The organism is Streptomyces sp. WM6386 (assembly GCF_000972385.1).
GTDB lineage: Bacteria > Actinomycetota > Actinomycetes > Streptomycetales > Streptomycetaceae > Streptomyces.
Genome location: NZ_JXTE01000005.1, coordinates 125274 through 146138 on the forward strand (window position 1 = coordinate 125274; position 20865 = coordinate 146138).

19 protein-coding genes are annotated in these 20865 nt (G+C 70.9%); 13 read left to right on the forward strand and 6 right to left on the reverse strand.

Translation table 11 applies throughout. The annotated features are described in order from the left end of the window. The first annotated feature begins 44 nt into the window (after positions 1 to 44). From TN53_RS04810 to TN53_RS04835, 6 genes are all read left to right on the forward strand, one after another. On the forward strand, positions 45 to 692 hold the full coding sequence (locus TN53_RS04810) for a thymidine kinase (protein WP_046257081.1): 648 nt from the start codon (positions 45 to 47) through the stop codon (positions 690 to 692). A 415-nt stretch (positions 693 to 1107) separates the two neighbouring features. After that, positions 1108 to 2421, forward strand: coding sequence for a tetratricopeptide repeat protein (locus TN53_RS04815; protein WP_046257082.1), 1314 nt, complete (start codon positions 1108 to 1110; stop codon positions 2419 to 2421). Positions 2422 to 2489: 68 nt separating this feature from the next. Then, positions 2490 to 4613 carry a M3 family metallopeptidase gene (locus tag TN53_RS04820; RefSeq protein ID WP_159038097.1) on the forward strand — a complete coding sequence of 708 codons (2124 nt, stop codon included), beginning with the start codon at positions 2490 to 2492 and terminating at the stop codon, positions 4611 to 4613. Continuing rightward, the gene (locus tag TN53_RS04825) at positions 4610 to 5857 is read left to right on the forward strand and encodes an aKG-HExxH-type peptide beta-hydroxylase (protein WP_046257083.1); all 1248 of its coding nucleotides are present in this window, start codon (positions 4610 to 4612) and stop codon (positions 5855 to 5857) included. Before TN53_RS04820 ends, TN53_RS04825 begins: the two co-directional genes overlap by 4 nt. After that, positions 5854 to 7062 carry an MFS transporter gene (locus TN53_RS04830; protein ID WP_046257084.1) on the forward strand — a complete coding sequence of 403 codons (1209 nt, stop codon included), beginning with the start codon at positions 5854 to 5856 and terminating at the stop codon, positions 7060 to 7062. The genes TN53_RS04825 and TN53_RS04830 overlap by 4 nt, the downstream gene beginning before the upstream one ends. After that, the gene (locus tag TN53_RS04835) at positions 7059 to 7568 is read left to right on the forward strand and encodes a flavin reductase family protein (protein ID WP_052745139.1); all 510 of its coding nucleotides are present in this window, start codon (positions 7059 to 7061) and stop codon (positions 7566 to 7568) included. Before TN53_RS04830 ends, TN53_RS04835 begins: the two co-directional genes overlap by 4 nt. Before the next feature lie 49 nt (positions 7569 to 7617). On the opposite strand, the gene TN53_RS04840 is transcribed toward TN53_RS04835, so the two are convergent. After that, positions 7618 to 8385, reverse strand: coding sequence for a VOC family protein (locus tag TN53_RS04840; protein ID WP_046257085.1), 768 nt, complete (start codon positions 8383 to 8385; stop codon positions 7618 to 7620). A 297-nt stretch (positions 8386 to 8682) separates the two neighbouring features. Here TN53_RS04840 and TN53_RS04845 point away from each other — a divergent pair, with 297 nt between their 5' ends. Continuing rightward, positions 8683 to 9540: a sulfurtransferase gene (locus TN53_RS04845; protein WP_095046296.1), complete on the forward strand. Its 858-nt coding sequence runs from the start codon at positions 8683 to 8685 to the stop codon at positions 9538 to 9540. A gap of 188 nt (positions 9541 to 9728) precedes the next feature. Here TN53_RS04845 and sepH read toward each other — a convergent pair whose 3' ends face one another. From sepH to TN53_RS04860, 3 genes are all read right to left on the reverse strand, one after another. After that, positions 9729 to 10763 carry a septation protein SepH gene (gene sepH / locus TN53_RS04850; protein ID WP_046257087.1) on the reverse strand — a complete coding sequence of 345 codons (1035 nt, stop codon included), beginning with the start codon at positions 10761 to 10763 and terminating at the stop codon, positions 9729 to 9731. A 595-nt stretch (positions 10764 to 11358) separates the two neighbouring features. Beyond that, positions 11359 to 12687, reverse strand: coding sequence for a D-arabinono-1,4-lactone oxidase (locus tag TN53_RS04855; RefSeq protein ID WP_046257088.1), 1329 nt, complete (start codon positions 12685 to 12687; stop codon positions 11359 to 11361). Further along, positions 12647 to 13888: an MFS transporter gene (locus TN53_RS04860; protein ID WP_046257089.1), complete on the reverse strand. Its 1242-nt coding sequence runs from the start codon at positions 13886 to 13888 to the stop codon at positions 12647 to 12649. The genes TN53_RS04855 and TN53_RS04860 overlap by 41 nt, the downstream gene beginning before the upstream one ends. Positions 13889 to 14064: 176 nt before the next feature. Here TN53_RS04860 and TN53_RS04865 point away from each other — a divergent pair, with 176 nt between their 5' ends. Together TN53_RS04865 and TN53_RS04870 are read left to right on the forward strand one after the other, a co-directional pair. Next, positions 14065 to 15192, forward strand: a complete 1128-nt coding sequence (locus TN53_RS04865; protein WP_046257090.1) for a ferrochelatase — start codon at positions 14065 to 14067, stop codon at positions 15190 to 15192. An 8-nt stretch (positions 15193 to 15200) separates the two neighbouring features. Further along, positions 15201 to 16016: an inositol monophosphatase family protein gene (locus TN53_RS04870; RefSeq protein ID WP_046257091.1), complete on the forward strand. Its 816-nt coding sequence runs from the start codon at positions 15201 to 15203 to the stop codon at positions 16014 to 16016. Between the two features lie 81 nt (positions 16017 to 16097). Here the strand turns inward: TN53_RS04870 and TN53_RS47770 are convergent, their stop codons facing one another. After that, entirely contained in the window at positions 16098 to 16262 is a 165-nt protein-coding gene (locus tag TN53_RS47770; RefSeq protein ID WP_199924513.1) for a hypothetical protein, read from the reverse strand. A gap of 438 nt (positions 16263 to 16700) precedes the next feature. On the opposite strand from TN53_RS47770, the gene TN53_RS04875 reads away from it, so the two are divergent. From TN53_RS04875 to TN53_RS04890, 4 genes are all read left to right on the forward strand, one after another. Continuing rightward, on the forward strand, positions 16701 to 17354 hold the full coding sequence (locus TN53_RS04875; RefSeq protein WP_046257092.1) for a response regulator transcription factor: 654 nt from the start codon (positions 16701 to 16703) through the stop codon (positions 17352 to 17354). A gap of 6 nt (positions 17355 to 17360) precedes the next feature. Continuing rightward, positions 17361 to 18599, forward strand: a complete 1239-nt coding sequence (locus TN53_RS04880) for a sensor histidine kinase (RefSeq protein ID WP_046257093.1) — start codon at positions 17361 to 17363, stop codon at positions 18597 to 18599. 393 nt (positions 18600 to 18992) lie between these two features. Beyond that, positions 18993 to 19289, forward strand: a complete 297-nt coding sequence (locus TN53_RS04885; RefSeq protein ID WP_005481602.1) for a DUF4193 domain-containing protein — start codon at positions 18993 to 18995, stop codon at positions 19287 to 19289. 13 nt (positions 19290 to 19302) lie between these two features. Continuing rightward, positions 19303 to 20238: a hypothetical protein gene (locus TN53_RS04890; protein WP_095046297.1), complete on the forward strand. Its 936-nt coding sequence runs from the start codon at positions 19303 to 19305 to the stop codon at positions 20236 to 20238. 66 nt (positions 20239 to 20304) lie between these two features. Here the strand turns inward: TN53_RS04890 and TN53_RS04895 are convergent, their stop codons facing one another. After that, positions 20305 to 20766 carry a DUF3093 domain-containing protein gene (locus TN53_RS04895; protein ID WP_046257094.1) on the reverse strand — a complete coding sequence of 154 codons (462 nt, stop codon included), beginning with the start codon at positions 20764 to 20766 and terminating at the stop codon, positions 20305 to 20307. Between the last annotated feature and the right edge of the window lie 99 nt (positions 20767 to 20865).

Consider the following 20865-nt stretch of genomic DNA (forward strand, 5'->3'; position numbering starts at 1 on the left):
CCTCCCGCTGCCGTCCTCCCTCGCCGAAAGGTGCTCAACCCCCCATGCCCGAGCTGGTGTTCTTCTCCGGAACCATGGACTGCGGGAAGTCGACCCTGGCTCTCCAGATCGAGCACAACCGCTCCGCGCGCGGCCTGCAGGGCGTGATCTTCACCCGGGACGACCGCGCGGGCGAGGGCAAACTCTCCTCCCGCCTCGGCCTGGTCACGGACGCGGTGGAGGTCGAGGACGGCCAGGACCTGTACGCCTACCTGGTCGACCACCTCTCCCGGGGAGGCCGCGCGGACTACGTCATCGCCGACGAGGCACAGTTCCTGGCCCCCGGGCAGATCGACCAGCTCGCCCGCGTCGTCGACGACCTGGGCCTCGACGTCTATGCCTTCGGCATCACGACGGACTTCCGCTCCAAGCTGTTCCCGGGCTCCCAGCGCCTGGTGGAACTGGCCGACCGCGTAGAGGTGTTGCAGGTCGAGGCCCTCTGCTGGTGCGGCGCCCGCGCCACGCACAACGCCCGCACGATAGGGGGCGAGATGGTCGTGGAAGGCGCTCAGGTGGTCGTGGGCGACGTCAACCAGGCGGAAGCGATCGGGTACGAGGTCCTGTGCCGTCGTCATCACCGCCGCCGGATGACGGCGGCCACGGCACGGGCGGCGGCGCTGTCTCCCGACGTGCTGCCGGTCACCACCGTCTGAGGGCCCGGCACGGCGGTCACCTTCTTGTCCGTCCCGCCTCACGCATGTCCTGACCGTCTCTCGAGTCGATCTCCAGCCATGCTCGTCGGATCTTCGAGAAGCCCCTCCTACGTTTGACCTGTCCCCGAAATCCCCAGGGGCCGCAGTCGACAACAGGAGGTATCAGACATGAACGCCGAGCAGATCACCGAGGTCGAGGTCGAGACGGACGAGCTGGCCGAGGAGTTCGGTCTCACGGTCTCGGGCGTGGCCTACTACGCCCCGGCCGTCTGATCTCCGACACCAGGCGACCTGCCCTCCTGGCGACCAGGCGGGCTCGCGATGGCCGCAAAGGGCGAACTCCCTTTGCGGCCATCACGCTTCGTAGCGCACACCCAGCGGATCACGACAGAGGACCACGACGGAGGAGCCGGCGGTGGAGAAGTTTCTGCGGACCAAGGGAAGCGTCGGCGACCTGCCCCCGATGCAGGAGCCGCCGAGGGGAACCTTCGAACCGGAACCGGCCCCTCGGTCACGCGAACTCCTCGCCTCCTACTTCGACCTGGAGAGCCCCGGCGGGCCCCTGCATGCCCAGTGCACCGCCGACGTCGGCCGCCGCCTCGCCCAGGACCTGCCCGTACCCGTCTACCAGATCGCCTCGCTCGGACTGCTCAGGCAGGCGCTGAAGACCGAGGAGCCCGGTCGGCCCAACCCGGACGACCCCCGTGACCTGCCCGTATCCCTGAGGTCGGCCCGCTGGCAGCACCTGTGCGCCCTGACCGAGAACTGGTCCGGGCTGTCCACCGGTGACCGGTCCCGCCTGGTGACCGCGCTGGCCAAACTCGGCTTCTGGAAGACCATCGCGGCCCTCGTTCCCGCCGACCCGGCCGGCCGCGATCTGGACGCCCTGCGGCTGGCCTACTTCCGGCACAACGCCGACGCGCAGCTCGCCGGGGACGCCCGGAGCGCGGCCGCGGCGTTCGTGCGGGCCCGCGGTGTCATGGAGACCATCGCCCGTACCGAGGAGTTCGACCCGGCCGTACGGTACGGGGCCGCCGCCCACATGATCGTGCTGTGCGCCAAGGGTGAGAAGCAGAAGGCACTGGCCGACATGCGGTACTGGCTGGCCGCCGCCGACGACGTGGCCGACCGGGCCGGCGTGGAGATGGAGCCGCTGCACACCTCCATCTACTGGCGCGGAGTGGCCTTCATACCGTTCTTCGAGGGCGACCACGCGGAGGTCGACCGGCAGCTGCAACTGGCGGAGAAGTACGCCCTGGAGGCCGTGGCGTCGGCGGACGGCGATACCCGGCTCCTCGCGCTGGAGAACGTCCACCCCGTCCTCGAGACCTCAGGACGCTCGGCCAAGGCCCGCGGGGACATCGAGGGCGCGGAGCGGTTCTACCGACGGATGACCGAGTGGGACCCGCTCGATCCCAAGGCGCACGTACGGCTGGCCGACTTCCTGATGGGGGAGAGCCGGATCGCCGAGGCGCGCGAGGCGTACCGCACCGCCGCCGGGCTGGGCGCGCCGTACGCCTCCTACGCCCACTGCCAGGCCGCCCGCTGCTCCCTGCGCCTTGAGCAGCCGGACCAGGCCCACGGTGCCCTGGTGGCCTCGGCCACCCTCGACCGGCAGGCGCTGTCCCCGCTGATCCTGCTGCGCGACATCAGCACCGACGGCGGGCTCGCCCCGCTGCGCCAGTGGGCCGTGGACGAACTGGCCGTACGGTTGCGGGCGGCCCGATGAACGCCGCCCCGGTCCCGGTACCGAAGGCCCCGGTGGGTGCCGCCCCGGTCCCGGTACCGAAGGCCCCCGTGAGTGCCGCTCCCTTCCCGGAGTCGTCCGTGCCGGTGCGTGTCAACCCGCTGCTGGAGCCTCCCGCCGCCCACGGGATGCAGCCGTTCGCCGACATCCGCGCCGGGCACTACCGGCCCGCGCTGGAGCAGGCCATCGCCGAGCGCGAGGCCCGGGTCGACGCCATCGCCGCCGACCCGGCGCCGCCGGACTTCGCCAACACCGTGGAGGCGCTCGAGTTCTCCGGGACCCGGGTGCAGTACATCCACGACGCGTTCACCCACCAGGTCACCGCGGGCGGCGAGGCGGCGCTGACCGGCCTGGAGCAGGACATCGCCGTCCTGCTCTCCCGCCACGAGGGGCGCATCGTACGCAACCGGCGCCTGATCGCCCGTATCGACGCGGTGCATGCCGGGCGCGACCGGATCACCGATCCCCAGTCCCGCGCCCTGACCGTGCACTGGTGGCGCCGCATGCGGCGGGTGGGCGCCATGCTGCCGGCCGAAGCCGCCCGGGAACTCGGCGAGGTCAACCGCGAGCTCTCCCGGGAGTGTGCCGCCTACCGGCAGACCCTGATCGAGGACACCCACCGTCAGGCCCTGGCGGTACCCGGGCCCGACGCCCTGCGCGGTCTGCCCGCCGACCGGCTCGCGGCTACGGCCGAGGAGGCGGCACGCCGAGGCATGGCAGAGCCCTGGCACGTCGTGCCGCTTGCCTCGTCCACCAGCCAGCCGGCGCTGGTGCAGCTACGTGACCGGGACACTCGTAGAACACTCTTCGAACGCTCGCTCGGGAGAGGGGCGGACAACGAGGAACGGGCCGCCCGGATCGCCCGGTTACGCGCCCGCCAGGCCCGCATCCTGGGCTACCCGTCGTACGCCGCATGGGCGACCGAGGACCAGACGACGGGCACCCCGGAGGCCGTGGAGGCGATGTTCCGGCGGCTGGCGGAGCCGCTCCTGCACGCGGCACACACCGAACGCCGCGCCCTGCGGGCCAGGGCCGGTCACCGGATCCGGGCCTGGGACTGGACCCACCACGCGGCCGCGGGACTTTCGGGCGACGGAGGGGAGAACGGCGCCGACGAGCCCACCGCGGACGAACTCCGCGCCCACTTCGAGCTGGACGCGGTCATCACCCGCGGCCTCTTCCACAGCGCCCGCCTCCTGTACGGCCTCGAGTTCACCGAACGTCATGACCTCACCGCCCACCATCCCGAGGCCCGCGTCTTCCAGGTCACCGACGAACACGCCGGCACGGTGGGCCTCTTCCTGATCGACGTCTTCTCCCGGCCCGGCAAACGAGGCGGCGCGTGGACGGGGATCCTGCGCCCCCAGGCACACACCACCGCGACCCGGCCCGTCGTGGTGAACACCTTCAACCTCACCCCGCCCGGTACCGGCCGCCCCTGCCTCCTCGACATGTCCGAAGTCGTCACCCTCTTCCACGAGTTCGGACACGCCCTGCACGCGCTCCTCTCCGACGTCCGCTATCCGGCGCACTCGGCCCCCGGGGTCCCCCGTGACTTCTCCGAGGCTCCCGCCCAGGTCCACGAGACCTGGGCGTTCGACGAGCAACTCCTCGGCCACTACGCCCGACACCACCGCACCGGGCAGCCGCTGCCTCCGGAGTGGATCAAACAGGTGAGCGAGCGCCACAGCACCGGCGCAGTGCACCTGCTGGTGGAGATCCTGGGCGCGGCCGCGGTGGACTGGTCCTGGCACACGCTTCCCGACGGGCCCGACGACCAGGGCGGGAACGCGGACTGGGACGCCGCGCGGATCGAAGCGCGGGGCGCCGCTCGCTGGGGGCTGGACAAGGTGCCCGAGATTCCGCCGCGTTACCGCTCCGGCTACTTCGATCATGTCTTCCACGGCCCCTACGGCGCGGGCTTCTACGCCTATCTGTGGTCCGAGATCATCGCCGCGAACCTGGTCGAGGCGCTGGAGAAGCGCGGCGGCCTCACCCGCGCGAGCGGCGAGGCGCTGCGCACGATGCTCGGCGCCGGCGGATCCCGCGCCGCGATGGCCATGTTCCACGAGCTCACCGGCCTGGACCAGCCGCGCATCGAACCCTTCCTCCGCCGCCGCGGCCTGCCGGACATCGCACCGTCGACACTCTCTGCGAACAGGACCTCACCATGACCACCACCGACTTCCTCGGCGGCCATCTGGCCCTCGCCGGGGACGACGATCCCGTCCTGCCCGCCTACGTGGCCAAGCTCCGCGCCTCCGTCCCGCGGGTGACCAAGCGACTGGGGCAGCTCGCGGGCGAGCCGACCGAGGCCGAACTGACCCTGTGGGGGCAGCGGTTCGCGGCACTGGACGACGACTCGGCCCACCGGCTCCTGTCCCATCCGGTCTTCCCCTACCTGTGGCGGCAGTTGATGCTCGCGGCCCAGCGCAAGGACGCCGACTTCATCCGCGCCTGGTCGACGCACTTCGCCCGGTTCGTCGCCCTGCCCCACGCCACCGGCCCCGCCGCGGACCCTGCGGGCACCGAACTGCGGCTGGTCGCGCCCGTCACCGAGGTGCGGTTCCCCCAGGAGCGCCATCACCTGGTCTTCGACACCCCCGTGCACCGACTGGTGATCCGCGAGGACGGCGACGGCACCGTCCGCGACGGCGCCGCCGCCGTGCCCGCCTCCTTCCTCCACGGTGCCGGCGACCCCCTGCTGGGGAACGCCCGGCGCGTGCGACGACCGGTCATCGCCGGAACCGACATCGAGATCGACAACGCCGGTCCCTCGATCGCCCGCCATTTCACGTCCATGAACTCCCATGAGCCGCAGCCCGGTTACCCCCGCTCCGACCTGGCCGTACGGGAGATCGGCGAGGACGACATCACCGACCTCTCGCGGGCCTACGCCCTCATCGAGGACGTGTGGCCCGAACTCGCCACCGAGATCCGCGCCTACACCCGGGTGGTCGTCCCCTACGCCTCCGAGTTCCACTCCTCGTTCACCGAGGCGATCCTGATGGGCGCGGTGTTCCTGTCGGAGGCGGCTCAGCCGTTCAGCGCCACCCACTACACCGCCGAGCACCTGTTGCACGAGAGTTCACACCTTCGGCTGATGCTGCTCCTGGAACTCGACCCGCTGGTGACCGTCGCAGAAGGGGCGACCTTCAACTCCCCGGTACGCAAGGACCCGCGCCCTCTATGGGGCATGCTCATGGCTGTCCACGCGTTCGCCCGCATCACCGCGTTCCACCGCCGCGCGTACGACCGCACCGGTCTGGAGATCCACCGCGAACTGACGCGGCAGAACGCGGATCTGCTCGCCAAGGGCCTGGACGAGATCGAGGGCGAGCCCACGGCGGAGTTCACCGAGGCCGGCAAGGTGCTGTGGGCGCAGATGCGCGCGGAGACGGAACGGGCCCTGCGATGACGACGACCACCCAGGTGCGCCAGGCGGGCTTCGCGGACCTCATCGGAGACCGGACGGTCCGCGTCCTGGCACTCTGCTCGCTGATCAACTCCTGTGCCTTCTTCGGCATGATGCCCTTTCTGGCGCTCTACCTCGCCGACATCACCTCGCTGCCGCCGGCCGCGATCGGCGCCTTCACCGGCTCCATCGCCCTGGTCGGTGCGGCGGGGGCGCTGGCGGGCGGAGCCATCACCGACCGCGCCGGGGCCGGGAGCCTGCTGCGCGCCGGCCTCCTCCTCTACACACTGCTGGCCGCGGCCCTCGCCACGGTCACCGCGCCGGTGCTGGTGCTGCCCCTGATCGTGTGCCTGGGCGGCGCGCTGATGCTGGTCGGGCCGTCCCTGAAGAAGCTGATGAGCCTCGCCGCGGGCGAGGGCGGCGAACTGGTCTTCCGCATACGGTTCATGACCGTCTCGGCCGGCGCCGCGCTCGGCCCACTCGCGGGCGCCGCGGCCTACAGCGTCTCCCACCGGGCTCTCTTCGCCGTCTCCGCGGCACTGTTCGCCTGCTGTGTGCTGCTGGTCCACGCGCGACGCGACTCCCTGCGGGTGCTGGACGTCCGCGTGCCGGCCGCCCGTCAGGGGCGCTGGACATGGACACACTCCCTGCGCGACGGGCGGTTCCGGCTCGTGCTGGTCTCGGCCGTCCTGATCACCCTGGTCTTCGCCCAGCTCGAATCGGTGATCCCCCTTTACCTCAAGGGGGAATCCGGCGACCGCGCCCCGACGCTGTTCGCGGTGGTCTTCGCCGTGCACGCCGTCCTGGGCTTCGCCTACCAGTGGCCGGCGGCATGGCTCGCCCGACGCACCACACTCCCGGCGCAGGCCGGGGTGGGCTGCACCGGCTTCGCCGTCGCCTTCGTCTGCTGGGGAACGTCGGACGGCCGAGCGTGGGTCCTGCTGGCCGGGGTGCTCGCCTGGACCGTCGGGGAGGCCCTCCTGATGCCCATGGCCGACCTCGTCACCCACCGTCTCGCGCCCGACGCGGAGAAGGGGGCGTTCTTCGGTGCGCTGGAACTTCGCTACCTGGGCTTCTTCGCCGGGCCGATCCTCGGCGGCGCCCTGCTCGACAGCGGCACCTGGCACTACTTCGGTGTCATGGCGGCCCTGTCCTTCGCCGCCTGGCCGGTGCTCCGCTCCCGCTCCCTGGGCCTGGACGGCCGATGACCGTCGTCAGGCCGATCATCAACCCCGCCCTCCTGCGATCCGTCGCCGGCCGATTCCCCACGGGCGTCACCGTCATCACCACGGCGACGTCGACCGGCCCGGCGGGATTCACCTGCCAGTCCTTCACCTCGCTGTCCGTGGACCCGCCGCCGATCTCCTTCAACGTCTCCCGGTCCTCCGACACTTGGCCGCCGGTCCGCGAAGCCGGCAGGTTCTGCGTCAGCATCCTCGCCGCGGACCAGCAGGACACCGCCCGCGCCTTCGCCCGCCGCCACACCGACCGCTTCGCCGGCATCGCCCACTCCTGCCTCCTGGGCAACGGCACCCCACGGCTGTCCGGCGCAACGGCCTGGCTGGAAGCGACCGTTGAGGACACCTACGCCGGCGGCGATCACCTGGTCGTCCTCGGCCGTGTCACGGCCGCCATCGCGGGAGAGCGGGAAGAGGCACTGCTGTTCCACCGCGCGGCGCCTATGGATCGACCGGTTCCGAGGCGGAAGGGCTGAGGCGTGTGGGGTGAGGGTCCCTTCGCCTGCGCCGTCGGCGACCCGGGCCTCAGCGAGGTCCCTGTACCACCGAGAAGCGTGCCCCCTCCGGATCCGCCACCGTCGCCACGCGGCCGTGGGCGCTCTCGTGGGCCGGTTGCAGGATGTGGCCGCCGAGGGCGGTGAGGTGGGAGAGGGTTTCGTCGGCGTCGGCCACCTCGAAGTACGTCATCCAGTGCGGGCCCCGGTCGCGGGGGAGGGAGTTGCCGACTCCGTGGATTCCGGCAACCGGGTGGCCGGCGATATGGAGGGTGACGTAGTCGAAGTCGGCGGAGACCACCGGCTCCTCCTCGTAGCCGAAGACCGTTTCGTAGAACTTGGTGACGCTCGCCGTCTCGAAGGTGAGCAGCTCGTGCCAGGCCGGTGTGCCGGGGACGCCTGAGATGCCCGTGCCGCGGTGCGCTCCCGCCTGCCAGATGCCGAAGACCGCGCCGGAGGGGTCGGAACCGATCGCGAGGCGGCCCGCCTCGTCCGCGTCCAGGGGGCCGACCCCGACCGTGCCGCCGCACAGCCGTACCGTCTCCGCGGTCAGGTCGACGTCGTCCGAGGCGAGGTAGGGCGTCCAGGCGACCGGGAGGTGGCGGTCGGGGGGAAGTTGGCCGATTCCGGCGACCTCCTCGCCGTCCAGCAGGGCCCGGACGTAGGGGCCGAGCTGCTTGGGACCGGGTTGGAATTCCCAACCGAACAGTTCGCCGTAGAAGTCCTGGGTCGTGGTCAGTCCGTGCACCATCAGGCTCACCCAGCAGGGTGTGCCGGGCGTGTGCGTTTCGCCGGTCATCGTCACTCTCTCCTCGACCCCTCGCGGCGGCCGTGTCACCGCCGCTCTCCGGAACCCCGTGCCGATGCTCGCACCACCCGTGGCACGGCGCGCTCCGGGCGCGCCGCCGCTGCGTGGCCCTTGTCCGCAGAATGCCCGGTGTGCGATTTCCCGTCCGCTTCTGCGCGATTGCCCACAGGTGTCGATCGGCTGTACAGCATGTGCCCGATCCCATACGCCTCGTGATCGGGCCTGCCCGGCGGAGCAGAGTAGCCCGACATGGAGGATGCGGCCACCCCGTACGCAAGGATGGTGGCCATGAACGCCATCATCTCCGCATCCGAACTCGCGAGCGAACTGACGGGCGAGAACCCGCCGGTACTGCTTGACGTCCGTTGGCAGTTGAGCGTGGCCAAGGCGGCCGGGGAGCCGCCCTTCGACGGCCGGGCCGAGTACGCGGCCGGGCACATCCCGGGCGCCGTCTTCGTGGACCTGGACAGGGAACTTGCCTCCGCCGCCGGTGCGCGCGGGCGGCATCCATTGCCCGATGTCGCGGAGTTCGGTGCCGCGATGCGCCGGGCGGGTGTGTCGGCCGCCGCGCCGGTGGTCGTGTACGACGGGGGACAGGGCTGGGCGGCCGCCCGCGCGTGGTGGCTGCTGCGCTGGACGGGTCACCCGGACGTGCGGGTCCTCGACGGCGGGTTGCCGACGTGGGAGGGGCCCCTGCAGTCGTCGGTGCCCGGTCCCGCTCGCGCCGAGGGCGACTTCCGACCGATGCCGGGACCCGCGGGGCTGCTCGACGCGGACGCGGCGGCGGCGCTGGCGCGGTCCGGGGTGCTGTTCGACGCGCGGGCGGGGGAGCGGTACCGGGGTGAGGTCGAGCCGATCGACCGGGTCGGCGGGCACATCCCGGGCGCCGTGTCCGCGCCGACGAACGAGAACGTGGGGCCGGACGGCCGGTTCCTGCCGCCGGAGGAGCTGGGCGCTCGCTTCAAGGCCCTCGGGGCGGGCGACGGCTCCGAGGTCGGGGTGTACTGCGGTTCGGGCGTTTCCGGGGCACACGAGGTGCTGGCCCTGGCGGTCGCGGGGATTCCGGCGGCGCTGTACGTCGGTTCGTGGTCGGAGTGGTCGTCGGATCCGTCTCGGCCGGTCGCCGTGGGCCCGGACCCTCAGTGACCCGGCGCTGACGGGCTGCCGCCCGCTTCGGGCACGAATGCCCGCAGGCCGGGCGGCTGAAGGCGCGGCCTCGCGCGGCCACGCCTTCAGCCGCCCGGCCGTACCCGCGTCGCCCAAGCCGGAGGGCCCGCTGCCGACCGGCGCGGGCCCTCATCCTCGTACGGCCGTCTCCACAGCCGTACGACCGACTACTCCTGCTTCTTGCGGCGCGTGCCGAACACGATCTCGTCCCAGCTCGGGACCGCCGCGCGGCGGCCGGGGCGGACGCCGTCGGCCTCGGCCTGGCGGTCGGTGGAGCCGATGAGGCGGTCGCGGTGGCTGCCGACGGAGCGGGGCATGAGGACGTCCGCGTAGGCCGAGCCGGCCGAGGCCGCCGGGGCCGGGGGTTCCTCCGCCTCGGGTTCGGCGGGGGGCTCCTCCATGGGTGGGGCGGGCTCCGACGGGCGCTCCGGAACCACCAGGTCGCCCCGGAAGCTCGGTACCGCCTCCAGCAGGCTGGTCAGCGAGTCCCGCTCGGCCGTGGCCTCCTCGACCGGATCGGGAGTCGGCGCGGGCGGGCTCGGCCGGTCCAGGGCACGGTCCAGCGGACGGTCGCGCGGCAGCCGCGCGATCCGCGGGACGAACGGAAAGCTGGGTTCCGGCACGGCGAGGTCGTCGGACTCGCCGATCAGCGAGCGCGCCTCCTCGTCGACGGCCTGGACGAGCCGCCGGGGCGGGTCGTACGTCCAGCTCGCCGAGTGCGGTTCGCCCGCGACCCGGTAGACCAGCAGGACTTCCCAGGTGCCGTCGTCGCGGCGCCACGAGTCCCACTGGACGGTGTCCTTCTCGACGCCGCGCAGCAGCAGGCGCTCCTGGACGGCCTCGCCGAGCTGGGGACCCGCGTTCTCGCCGGGGCGGCGGACGGGTGTTTTGCGTGCCCGCTCGGCCATGAACGCGCGCTCCGCGAGCACAGGGCCCTCGAATCGGCGTACGCGGTCCACGGGGATGCCGGCCATCTGCGCGACCTCTTCGGCCGTCGCACCGGCGCGTATACGTGCCTGAATGTCACGGGGGCGGAGATGGCTCTCCACCTCGATCTCGATCTGGCCGAGGCGGGGACGGTCGCCGCGTACCGCGGCGCGCAGACGCTCGTCAATCGGAAGCGTGTACTCCGTGCTGTCCGCAGCCTTCAGCACCAGCCGTGTGCCGTCATTCGAGACGGCCACGACACGCAGTTCGGGCATGGGGACCTCCCGGGTGGTGCCTGCCGACGTCACGTGCGTCGCTGCTTCCGCTAGTCGAGTGTGGCCTGCCCGGGTGCAGCCTGCCACAACCTTGCCGAGTTGCCCGGCGTGTCGGGCACGGGCCCTGGATCGCCGTTATGGCACGGTTACCTATTCGCAACGCTAAGTGACCAACTCCGTCACCCTGTGCAACTAGCCCCCTCCTGGCGGTCCTTGGAGCCGTGGACGCCCTGGCGGGAGACCGGATCCAGGGCTCGCAACAGTACTCCATTTGGACCACGTGCGTGGATTGGCGCGCCGCCCAACTTCTGGCAGCAGACCGGACTTGACGGCCTCTCGCGCGAATTTGCGGATCTTGAACGTGGCGTACTTCACGGAATCACCAGAAACGGAACTATTGGTTTCGTGCGTACGTCCCTTTCTCGCGCAGTTGGTTGGTCAACTGCGGGAAAGGCAGGCGGGATCCAGGAATACGCGGAAGGTCCGATATCGGCGCTGTCGCCGGACTCCTCGTCCTCGAAGTCCGGTGGCGGCACGCCCACTTCGACCGGTTCGCAGACCAGCTCGACGCTGACGCCCGGTGAGCCCGGGGACGCTACGACCCCAACACCCTCCGCAAGTAGTCGTTCTGGAACCGGCGATCAGGATCGAGCCGATCCCGCAGTGCGGTGAACTCGCCGAAGCGGGGGTAGACCCCGGCGAAGTACTCGGCGTCGCGCGTGTGCACCTTGCCCCAGTGCGGACGCCCCTCGTGCGCGGTGAAGATGCGCTCGGCGGCGGTGAAGTACGCCTGGTAGGGCGTGCCCTTGACCATGTGCACGGCGATGTAGGCGCTGTCGCGGCCCGACGCCGTGGACAGGGTGATGTCGTCGGCCGGCGCGGTGCGCACCTCGATCGGGAAGCTGATCCTGAGACCGGAGCGCTCGACCATGGTCCTCAGCTCGCGCAGCGTCTCGGCGACGGCCTCGCGCGGGACGGCGTACTCCATCTCCACGAAGCGCACCCGGCGCGGTGACGTGAAGACCTTGTAGGGGATGTCCGTGTAGGTCCGCGAGGACAGGGCCTTGCTGGAGATCCGGGCGATCGTCGGGATCGTCCCGGGCGCCGCGCGGCCGACCCACTGGGCGACCTGGAAGACGCCGTTGGAGAGGAACTCGTCCTCGATCCAGCCCTGGAGCTGCGGAACCGGTTTCTCCGGGCCCGCGCTGCGGTTGTTGCGCTTGGTGTTGGTGCTGCCGGTGTGCGGGAACCAGTAGAACTCGAAGTGCTCGTTCTCGGCCCACAGTTCGTCGAAGTCGGCGAGGACCTTGTCGAAGGGCATCGGTTCCTCGCGGGCCGTCAGCAGGAAGATGGGCTCCACGGCGAAGGTGATCGCGGTGACGATGCCGAGGGCGCCGAGGCCGATGCGGGCGGCGGCGAAGACCGCGCGCTCTTCTTCGGTCCCCTTCTCGGAGCAGGCGAGCACCGAGCCGTCGGCGGTGACCAGTTCCAGGCCCTTGATCTGGGCGGCGATCGAAGCGGACTCACGGCCGGTGCCGTGCGTGCCGGTGCTGGTGGCGCCGGAGACGGTCTGCTCCATGATGTCGCCCATGTTCGTGAGCGACAGACCCTCGCGCGCGAGAGCCATGTTGAGCCTCTTGAGCGGGGTCCCGGCCTCCACGGTGACCGTCCCGGCCTCACGGTCGATGTCGCGGATACCGGTCAACAGTTGAGGGCGGATCAACACACCGTCGGTGGCGGCGATCGAGGTGAAGGAGTGTCCGGTGCCGACGGCCTTCACCTTCAGGCCGTCCGTGGCCGCCTTCCGTACGGCGTCCGCGAGCTCCTCGACCGAAGCCGGAGTGACCTCCCGCGCGGGGCGGGCGGCGACGTTTCCACCCCAGTTACGCCACGTGCCGATCTTCCCGCTCGCTGTGCTGCTCAACGGTGCCTCCCCGACCCGGAGCCGGCCCCTTGAGCCGGCGGTACCCCAGCAAACCGACCGCGACCGCGACGGCCCCGGACACCGCCGGAACCCCGTACCCGGCGCGCGCCCCGGCCGCGTCGATGACCCAGCCGGCCGCGGAGGAGCCGAGTGCGACGCCGACCGCGAGCCCGGTACTGATCCAGGTCATGCCCTCGGTCAGCTGCGCGCGTGGTACGTGCTGCTCGATGAGGGACATCGTGGTGATCATCGTGGGAGCGATGGCCAGGCCCGCAAGGAACAGCGCCACGGCCAGAAACGGCAAGTTTCCGACCAGTAGGAGGGGGATCATACTCACGGCCATCGCGCATATGCCCAGCAGCCAGCGAGGTTCGGGCGCCCCCTTGAAGTGCAGCAGCCCGAAGACGAGGCCGGCCGCGCAGGAGCCCGCCGCGTACAGGGCGAGCACGATGCTGGCGGCGCCCTTGTGGCCCTGCTCGTCGGCGAAGGCCACGGTGACCACGTCGACCGCACCGAAGATGGCCCCGGTCGCCACAAAGGTGGCCACCAGGACCTGGAGCCCGGCAGAGCGCAGGGCGCTGCCGCCGTCGCCGTGCTTCTCGCGCGGGTGCGGTGCGGGCTCGGTGGCGCGCTGGGCGGTCAGCCAGAAGACGCCGACCGCCAGGAAGCAGGCGGCGAGCAGCGGCCCCGCCTCCGGGAACCACGCCGTGGACAGTCCGATCGAGATGATCGGCCCGAAGATGAAGCAGACCTCGTCGATCACCGACTCGAACGAGTACGCGGTGTGCAGCTGCGGCGTCCCGCCGTACAGCGCGGCCCACCGCGCGCGGATCATCGCGCCGATGCTCGGCACGCACCCGATGCCTGCGCTGAACACGTACAGCGTCCAGTCGGGCCACCTGTAGTGCGCCGCGAACAGCAGTCCGGCCGCCGAGACGAGTGCGATCAGCGTCGCCGGTCGCAGCACCCGCCGCTGCCCGTGCTGATCCACCAGCCGCGAGACCTGCGGGCCCGCCACCGCCGCGGCCAGCGCCATGGTGGCCGACAGCGCGCCGGCGAGCCCGTACCGACCGGTGAGCTGGGAGACCATGGTCACCACGCCGATGCCCATCATCGACAACGGCATCCGGCCGAGGAACCCCGCGGCGGAGAAGCCCTTGCTGCCGGGGGCGGCGAACAGGGCGAGGTAGGGGCTCGGCACAGGGGCCTCCGGTCGGACAGGGTCGGCTGTGGATGCCGACAGTCCAGTAAGGCGTGAAGGCAGCGGATACAGCTTACGAGTTAGGTGACCCTAATGCACCTGGCGGGCCGGTCCCGGAACTCCGTCCGTCACCCCGCCGTTTCCCGGCTGTCAGTACCGGATGACAGGATCGACCCATGCGAGACGCGCTCGATGCCACTCCCTACGACGCCCTGCTCCTGCTCTCGTTCGGCGGCCCGGAGGGCCCGGACGACGTCGTCCCGTTCCTGGAGAACGTGACGCGAGGGCGAGGCATCCCCAAGGAACGCCTGAAGGAAGTCGGGCAGCACTACTTCCTGTTCGGCGGGGTCAGCCCCATCAACGACCAGAACCGCGCCCTGCTGGACGCCCTGCGCAAGGACTTCGCCGACCACGGCCTGGGTCTGCCGATCTACTGGGGCAACCGCAACTGGGCCCCGTACCTGACGGACACCCTGCGCGAGATGGTCGCCGACGGCCATCGCCGCATCCTGGTCCTCGCCACGAGCGCGTACGCCTCGTACTCGGGCTGCCGCCAGTACCGGGAGAACCTCGCCGACTCGCTGGCGGCGCTGGAGGCCGAAGGCGTGGAGCTCCCCCAGGTCGACAAGTTGCGGCACTACTTCAACCACGAGGGCTTCCTGGAGCCCATGGTCGAGGGCGTCCTGCGGTCCCTCGCCGACCTCCCCGAGGACGTCCGGGACGGCGCGCACCTCGCCTTCTCGACCCACTCCATTCCGAACGCGTCGGCGGACACCTCCGGCCCGGTCGAGGACCACGGCGACGGCGGCGCGTACGTGGAGCAGCATCTGGAGGTCTCGCGGCTGATCGCCGAGGCGGTCCGCGAGCGCACCGGCGTGGACCACCCCTGGCAGCTCGTCTACCAGTCCCGCTCGGGCGCCCCGCACATCCCGTGGCTGGAGCCGGACATCTGCGACCACCTGGAGGAGCGCCACGCGTCCGGCGCCCCCGCGGTGGTGATCGCCCCCATCGGCTTCGTCTCCGACCACATGGAGGTCCTGTACGACCTCGACACGGAGGCCAGGGCCAAGGCCAAGGAGCTGGGGCTGCCGATGCGCCGCTCGGCCACGGTCGGCGCCGACCCGCGGTTCGCCGCCGCGATCCGCGACCTGGTCCTGGAGCGATCCGCCCTCGAGCGCGGCCAGGAGGTCACGCCCTGCGCCCTCGGCGCACTCGGCGCGAGCCACAACCTCTGCCCGATCGGCTGCTGCCCGTCCCGTGCCCCCCACCCCGCCGCCGCGGGCGTCGACAGCCCCTACGCGTGAGGAACCCCGTGACCGCCCCTCTGCACACGGAACTGCTTCGGCTCGCCCAGGAGGCCGCCCACAAGGCCGGTGCCCTCCTGAGGGACGGCCGCCCGGCCGACCTGGCGGTGGCCGCCACCAAGTCGAGCCCCATCGACGTGGTCACCGAGATGGACATCGCGGCGGAGAAACTGATCACCGACCTGATCGCCTCCCACCGCCCCGACGACGGCTTCCTCGGCGAGGAAGGCGCCTCCCGCGAGGGCACGAGCGGCATCCGCTGGGTGATCGACCCGCTCGACGGCACGGTCAACTACCTGTACGGACTGCCCACTTGGTCCGTCTCCATCGCGGCCGAGCAGGACGGCGAGACGGTCGTCGCAGTGGTGGCGGCCCCGATGCGCGGCGAGACGTACCACGCGGTGAAGGGCGAGGGCGCCTGGGCCACGGGCGCGTGGGACGGCGAACGCAGTCTGGCCTGCCGCCCGGCACCGCCCCTGGACCAGGCCCTGGTCTCGACGGGCTTCAACTACGTCCTGACGGTCCGGGCCCATCAGGCCGAGGTCGCCCAGAAGCTGATCCCGCTCCTCCGGGACATCCGCCGCAGCGGATCGGCGGCGGTGGACCTGTGCGACGTGGCCGCGGGCCGCCTCGACGGCTACTACGAACGCGGCCTGAACGCCTGGGACCTCGCGGCGGGCGACCTGATCGCCCGGGAGGCGGGCGCCCTGACCGGTGGGCGCCCCGGAGAGCGCCCCGCACGCGATCTGGCGATCGCCGGCACCCCGGGCGTCTTCGAGCCCCTCCAGCGGCTTCTGGAGGACTTCGGGGCCTGGCACGACTGACGGGACCGGCAGAACGCAAGCCAGTGGGCCCCGGTGCTGGATTCACCGGGGCCCACGGTCGTGCTCAAAGCCGATCAGACGCTATGCGCTGACCTCCACACCGTGCTCGGCGGCGAGGCGGCGCAGGTCTTCGAGCTCGCCCTGCTCCACCTCGACGAGGAAGTCGTCGCCCTCGTTTCGAGCCCGCGTCAGGTCGGTCTCGGTCGCCCTTATGCGCTGCAGAAGTCCTGCGGTGAATGCGTCCATGCTGCGCCCCCTCGTCCTGGGTCGTGGGTCGGTGGCACGGGGGTGTGCCGTTCGGAAGGGGCGATCACGCCTCCAGCAGATGCCCAGCGCTGCCCTGCTGGGCGGCGGCGGCGCCGGACACCCACGCCCGCTCTGCGGAAAGCGGATTGCGGTGTACCGCATGGTGCTGCGGCACATGCAGAGCGTGATCGCGGGGTGTAAAGCCGTCCTCCCCGCGCTCTCTTCCACGGAAACCTCAACCCGACGAGAAAATCTGGCATTCCCCGGCTTCACACCTGACCTTCACCCGGGCTCACACCTGGCCTTCAGACGGCCCTTCCCCGCCTTACAGCCGACTTATGGCCGAAAAGGGCAGGATGGAGGTCAACACACTCACCACGGCCCCTGCCCGCGCGCCGTAGAAGCGCTACGCGGGTGGACACAGGAAGGACAAGCGACGTGCGCGTACTCGTCGTCGAGGACGAGCAACTGCTCGCCGATGCGGTGGCCACCGGACTGCGCCGGGAGGCCATGGCCGTCGACGTCGTGTACGACGGCGCGGCCGCCCTGGAGCGCATCGGCGTCAACGACTACGACGTGGTCGTCCTCGACCGTGACCTCCCGCTGGTGCACGGCGACGACGTCTGCCGCAAGATCGTCGAGCTCGGCATGCCCACGCGCGTGCTGATGCTCACGGCGTCCGGCGACGTCAGCGACCGTGTCGAGGGCCTGGAGATCGGCGCCGACGACTATCTGCCCAAGCCCTTCGCGTTCAGCGAGCTGACGGCACGCGTGCGTGCCCTCGGCCGCCGCACCAGCATGCCGCTGCCGCCCGTCCTGGAGCGCGCCGGCATCAAGCTCGACCCGAACCGCCGCGAGGTCTTCCGGGACGGCAAGGAGGTGCAGCTCGCGCCCAAGGAGTTCGCCGTCCTGGAGGTGCTGATGCGCTCCGAGGGCGCGGTCGTCTCCGCGGAGCAGCTCCTGGAGAAGGCCTGGGACGAGAACACCGACCCGTTCACCAACGTCGTCCGGGTCACCGTCATGACCCTGCGCCGCAAGCTGGGCGAGCCGCCCGTCATCGTCACCGTGCCCGGCTCCGGCTACCGGATCTGATCCGCCATGGCCGCCGCACCCGCGCCTCCCGGGGCGCCTCCGAAGCCCACCTGGGACCCGCGGCGGGTCGAGCCGCCGTTCCCCTGGCTGCGCCCGACCATCCGCATACGGCTCACGCTGCTGTACGGCGGCATGTTCCTGATCGCCGGCATCCTGCTGCTGTCGATCATCTACCTGCTGGCCGCGAACGCGCTGAACGTCGGCAGCGACCTGCCCTTCAAGGTCGTCACCGGCACGGTGTCCAGCGAGAACTGCAACATCGTGTCCACCCAGCTGCCGGCGTCCGAGCTCAACCACGCTCTCAACGAGTGTGTGAACGAGCAGCGCCAGCACGCCCTCGACAACCTCCTCAGCCGCTCTCTCCTCGCCCTTCTCGGCCTCGCGATCATCGCCTTCGCGTTCGGTTACGCCATGGCCGGCCGGGTCCTGTCGCCGCTGGGCCGGATCACCCGGACCGCACGCGCGGTGGCCGGCTCGGACCTGGCCCGGCGGATCGAGCTGGACGGCCCGGACGACGAGCTGAAGGAGCTGGCCGACACCTTCGACGACATGCTGGAGCGCCTGGAGCGGGCCTTCACGGCCCAGCAGAGGTTCGTCGGCAACGCCTCGCACGAGCTGAGAACACCCCTCGCGATCAACCGCACGCTGCTCGAGGTGCATCTCTCCGACCCGGGCGCGCCGGTGGAACTCCAGCAGCTCGGCAAGACGCTGCTGGCCACCAACGAGCGCAGTGAGCAGCTCGTGGAGGGCCTGCTGCTGCTCGCCCGCAGCGACAACCAGATCGTCGAACGCAAGCCCGTGGACCTCGCCGAGGTCGCCGAGCAGGCCGTCGACCAGGTGCACGCGGAGGCCGCGGCCAAGGGCGTCGTGATCCGTGGCGAGCGGCAGTCCGCGGTCGTCCAGGGCAACGGCGTGCTGCTGGAGCGGATCGCGCTGAACCTCGTTCAGAACGCCGTGCGGTACAACGTGCAGGAGGACGGATGGGTCGAGGTCACCACCGAGGTCCTGCACGGCCAGGCGGTTCTGGTCGTGTCGAACACGGGCCCGGTCGTTCCGGCGTACGAGATCGACAACCTCTTCGAGCCGTTCAAGCGGCTCCGGGGCGCCGATCGGACCGGCAGCGACAAGGGTGTCGGTCTCGGTCTGTCCATCGTCCGCTCGGTTGCCCGGGCGCACGGCGGGCACATCTACGCACAACCGCGAGAGGGGGGAGGCCTCGTGATGCGGGTCACCCTGCCGATCTGAGATCATGTCGCCGACACACGGGGATGTTCGCTTTGCGCGGAATTTTCTGGGCACTCGTCGAGCCACCCCGTGTGTGATCGATCACAAGGGCGAATTTCCGGCCATCTACTGTCAGTGATCAGGAATGCTGTCGGAAAGCCGGGAAAGTCCGGGTTTTCGAGGGGCTTGATCACGGGAAGTACACGGTGAGACGCCTTTGAAGTGCGGCATTCGGACCGTGTACGGTCCCCATCGCCATCCCAGCCGATCACTCATGAGGAGTCCGGTTGGGTGTCGATTGAGTAACAGACCTTGATGTGAGGCAAAATCTCCGCCTCGGGTCGGGCACAAGTCCGGCCTCTCACGCGTTACGTGCGCTGGAGACACCGCAGACACCCAGAGGGGGAGAGCGACATGGCAACGGATTACGACACCCCACGCAAGACCGACGACGACGTCGACTCGGACAGTCTTGAAGAACTGAAGGCCAGGAGGAACGACAAGTCGACCTCCGCAGTGGATGTCGACGAGTTCGAGGCCGCCGAAGGCCTGGAGCTGCCCGGAGCGGACCTCTCGAACGAAGAGCTGGCCGTCCGGGTTCTGCCCAAGCAGCAGGACGAGTTCACTTGCATGAGCTGCTTCCTGGTGCACCACCGCAGCCAGCTGGCACGAGAGAAGAACGGTCAGCCGATCTGCCGCGACTGCGACTGAGGGCGGGTCGGCCGTGACTGGCTCGACCCCTCCTTGGAAGCGCCGCTCCCCCCTGCCGGGAGCGGACCAAGGGCCGTCCGACGGCCCTCACGGTGCGCGTGACGACGAGCGGGGCTCATCAGGTACGGGAGCCTCGCTCGAACCCGCGGCCGGCCGGGGTGACTTCCCGGCGCCCGCGGACCATCCCGCGCCCGTCGCCAGGCGACGGGTCGCGGTGATGCGCGACAAGGTCGGGGAAGGCGTCCGTAAAAGCGGTAGCCGCGCCAGGGCGGGCTTGGCGTACCTCGCCGACCGGATCATCGACAATGCCCCGCGGATCCCCGTACGCGACCTCCAGGCGCTCCGCAGGCAGTTCCCCGGCTTCGGGCCCGAGCAGCTCGCCGACAAGCTCGTGGTGGGCGCAGCGAACGCATCCTCGACCGTCGGAGCCGGGGTCGGCGCGGCGGCGATGCTGCCTGTCCCGCCGGCCATGCCGACGGAACTGGCCGCGGAGATCACAGGGGTCGCGGCGATCGAGCTGAAGCTGATCGCCGAGCTCCACGAGGTCTACGGCGTGCGGCCGCCGGGCGGTCTCAAGGACCGCAGCACCGCGTATCTGAACTCCTGGTCGGGGGAGCGCGGCATCGACGTGACCAAACCGTCGACGATCAACTCCGCCCTCGGCGGCCCGATGAAAGCTCAGCTGCGGCAGCAGATCATGAAGCGCATGGTCCGGAACCTGCCGAACCTGATGCCGTTCATGGTCGGCGCGGCCGTGGGCGCGGTCATGAACCGCAGAGACACCAAGAAGCTCGCGGCACGCATCCGCGCGGACCTGCGCAAGATCCAGGTGCCCTGGGAGGCACTCGACGCGCTCCCGCCGCTGGAGGCGCCGGCGCATCCCCTGGAGATCGGGGACATCGCGAAGGAACTGGGGCGGGGACACGGCGAGGGCCGCGGGACCCGGTAAGAGTTCCGTGAGATTCGGGCCTGTGAGTAAGCGGGTCCGCGCGGAGTGAAACCTCGCGCGAACGTTCTAGGCGGCGTCCCGCGCCTGCTTGATCGCCTCCGCCAGCCGCTCCGGCTCCCGCGTCGACAGATACAGATACGGCGTCGGGTCCTCGGGGTCCGTGACCTCCACGCGCAGCGCCGTCGGGATGTAGGCGCGCAGCAGCAGGAAGGCGCGGGTGTCGGCCTTGTACGTGCGCCAGGCGCGCGCCTCCTCCGCGTCCAGTACCTCCGCCGCACCAAGCGCCGTGACCGGGATCTTCGCCTCGCCGGCGATCAGTGAGCCAGCCGCCACACGGATGCGGAGCGAGCCGTACGAGCTGGCGGTGACGGCCGCGACCGCGGTGCCGCCGACCAGGCCGCCGAGCAGCGGCAGCGTGCCGAACGGCAGCAGGATCAGAGCGAAGGAGACCCCCACCAGGAACGAGATGAGCCACCACGAGCGGGGGGCGGTGAGGCGTTCTTCGTAGGGGGCGACGGAAAGCTGCATGAAGCCAAGCTTGGCACGGTGTGAGAACCAGGCCGCTATCAGGGGGAGCCGGCGCGAAGCGCTGTCAGGCAGGGTGGCGGTGGGAGACGGGCGGGCGGG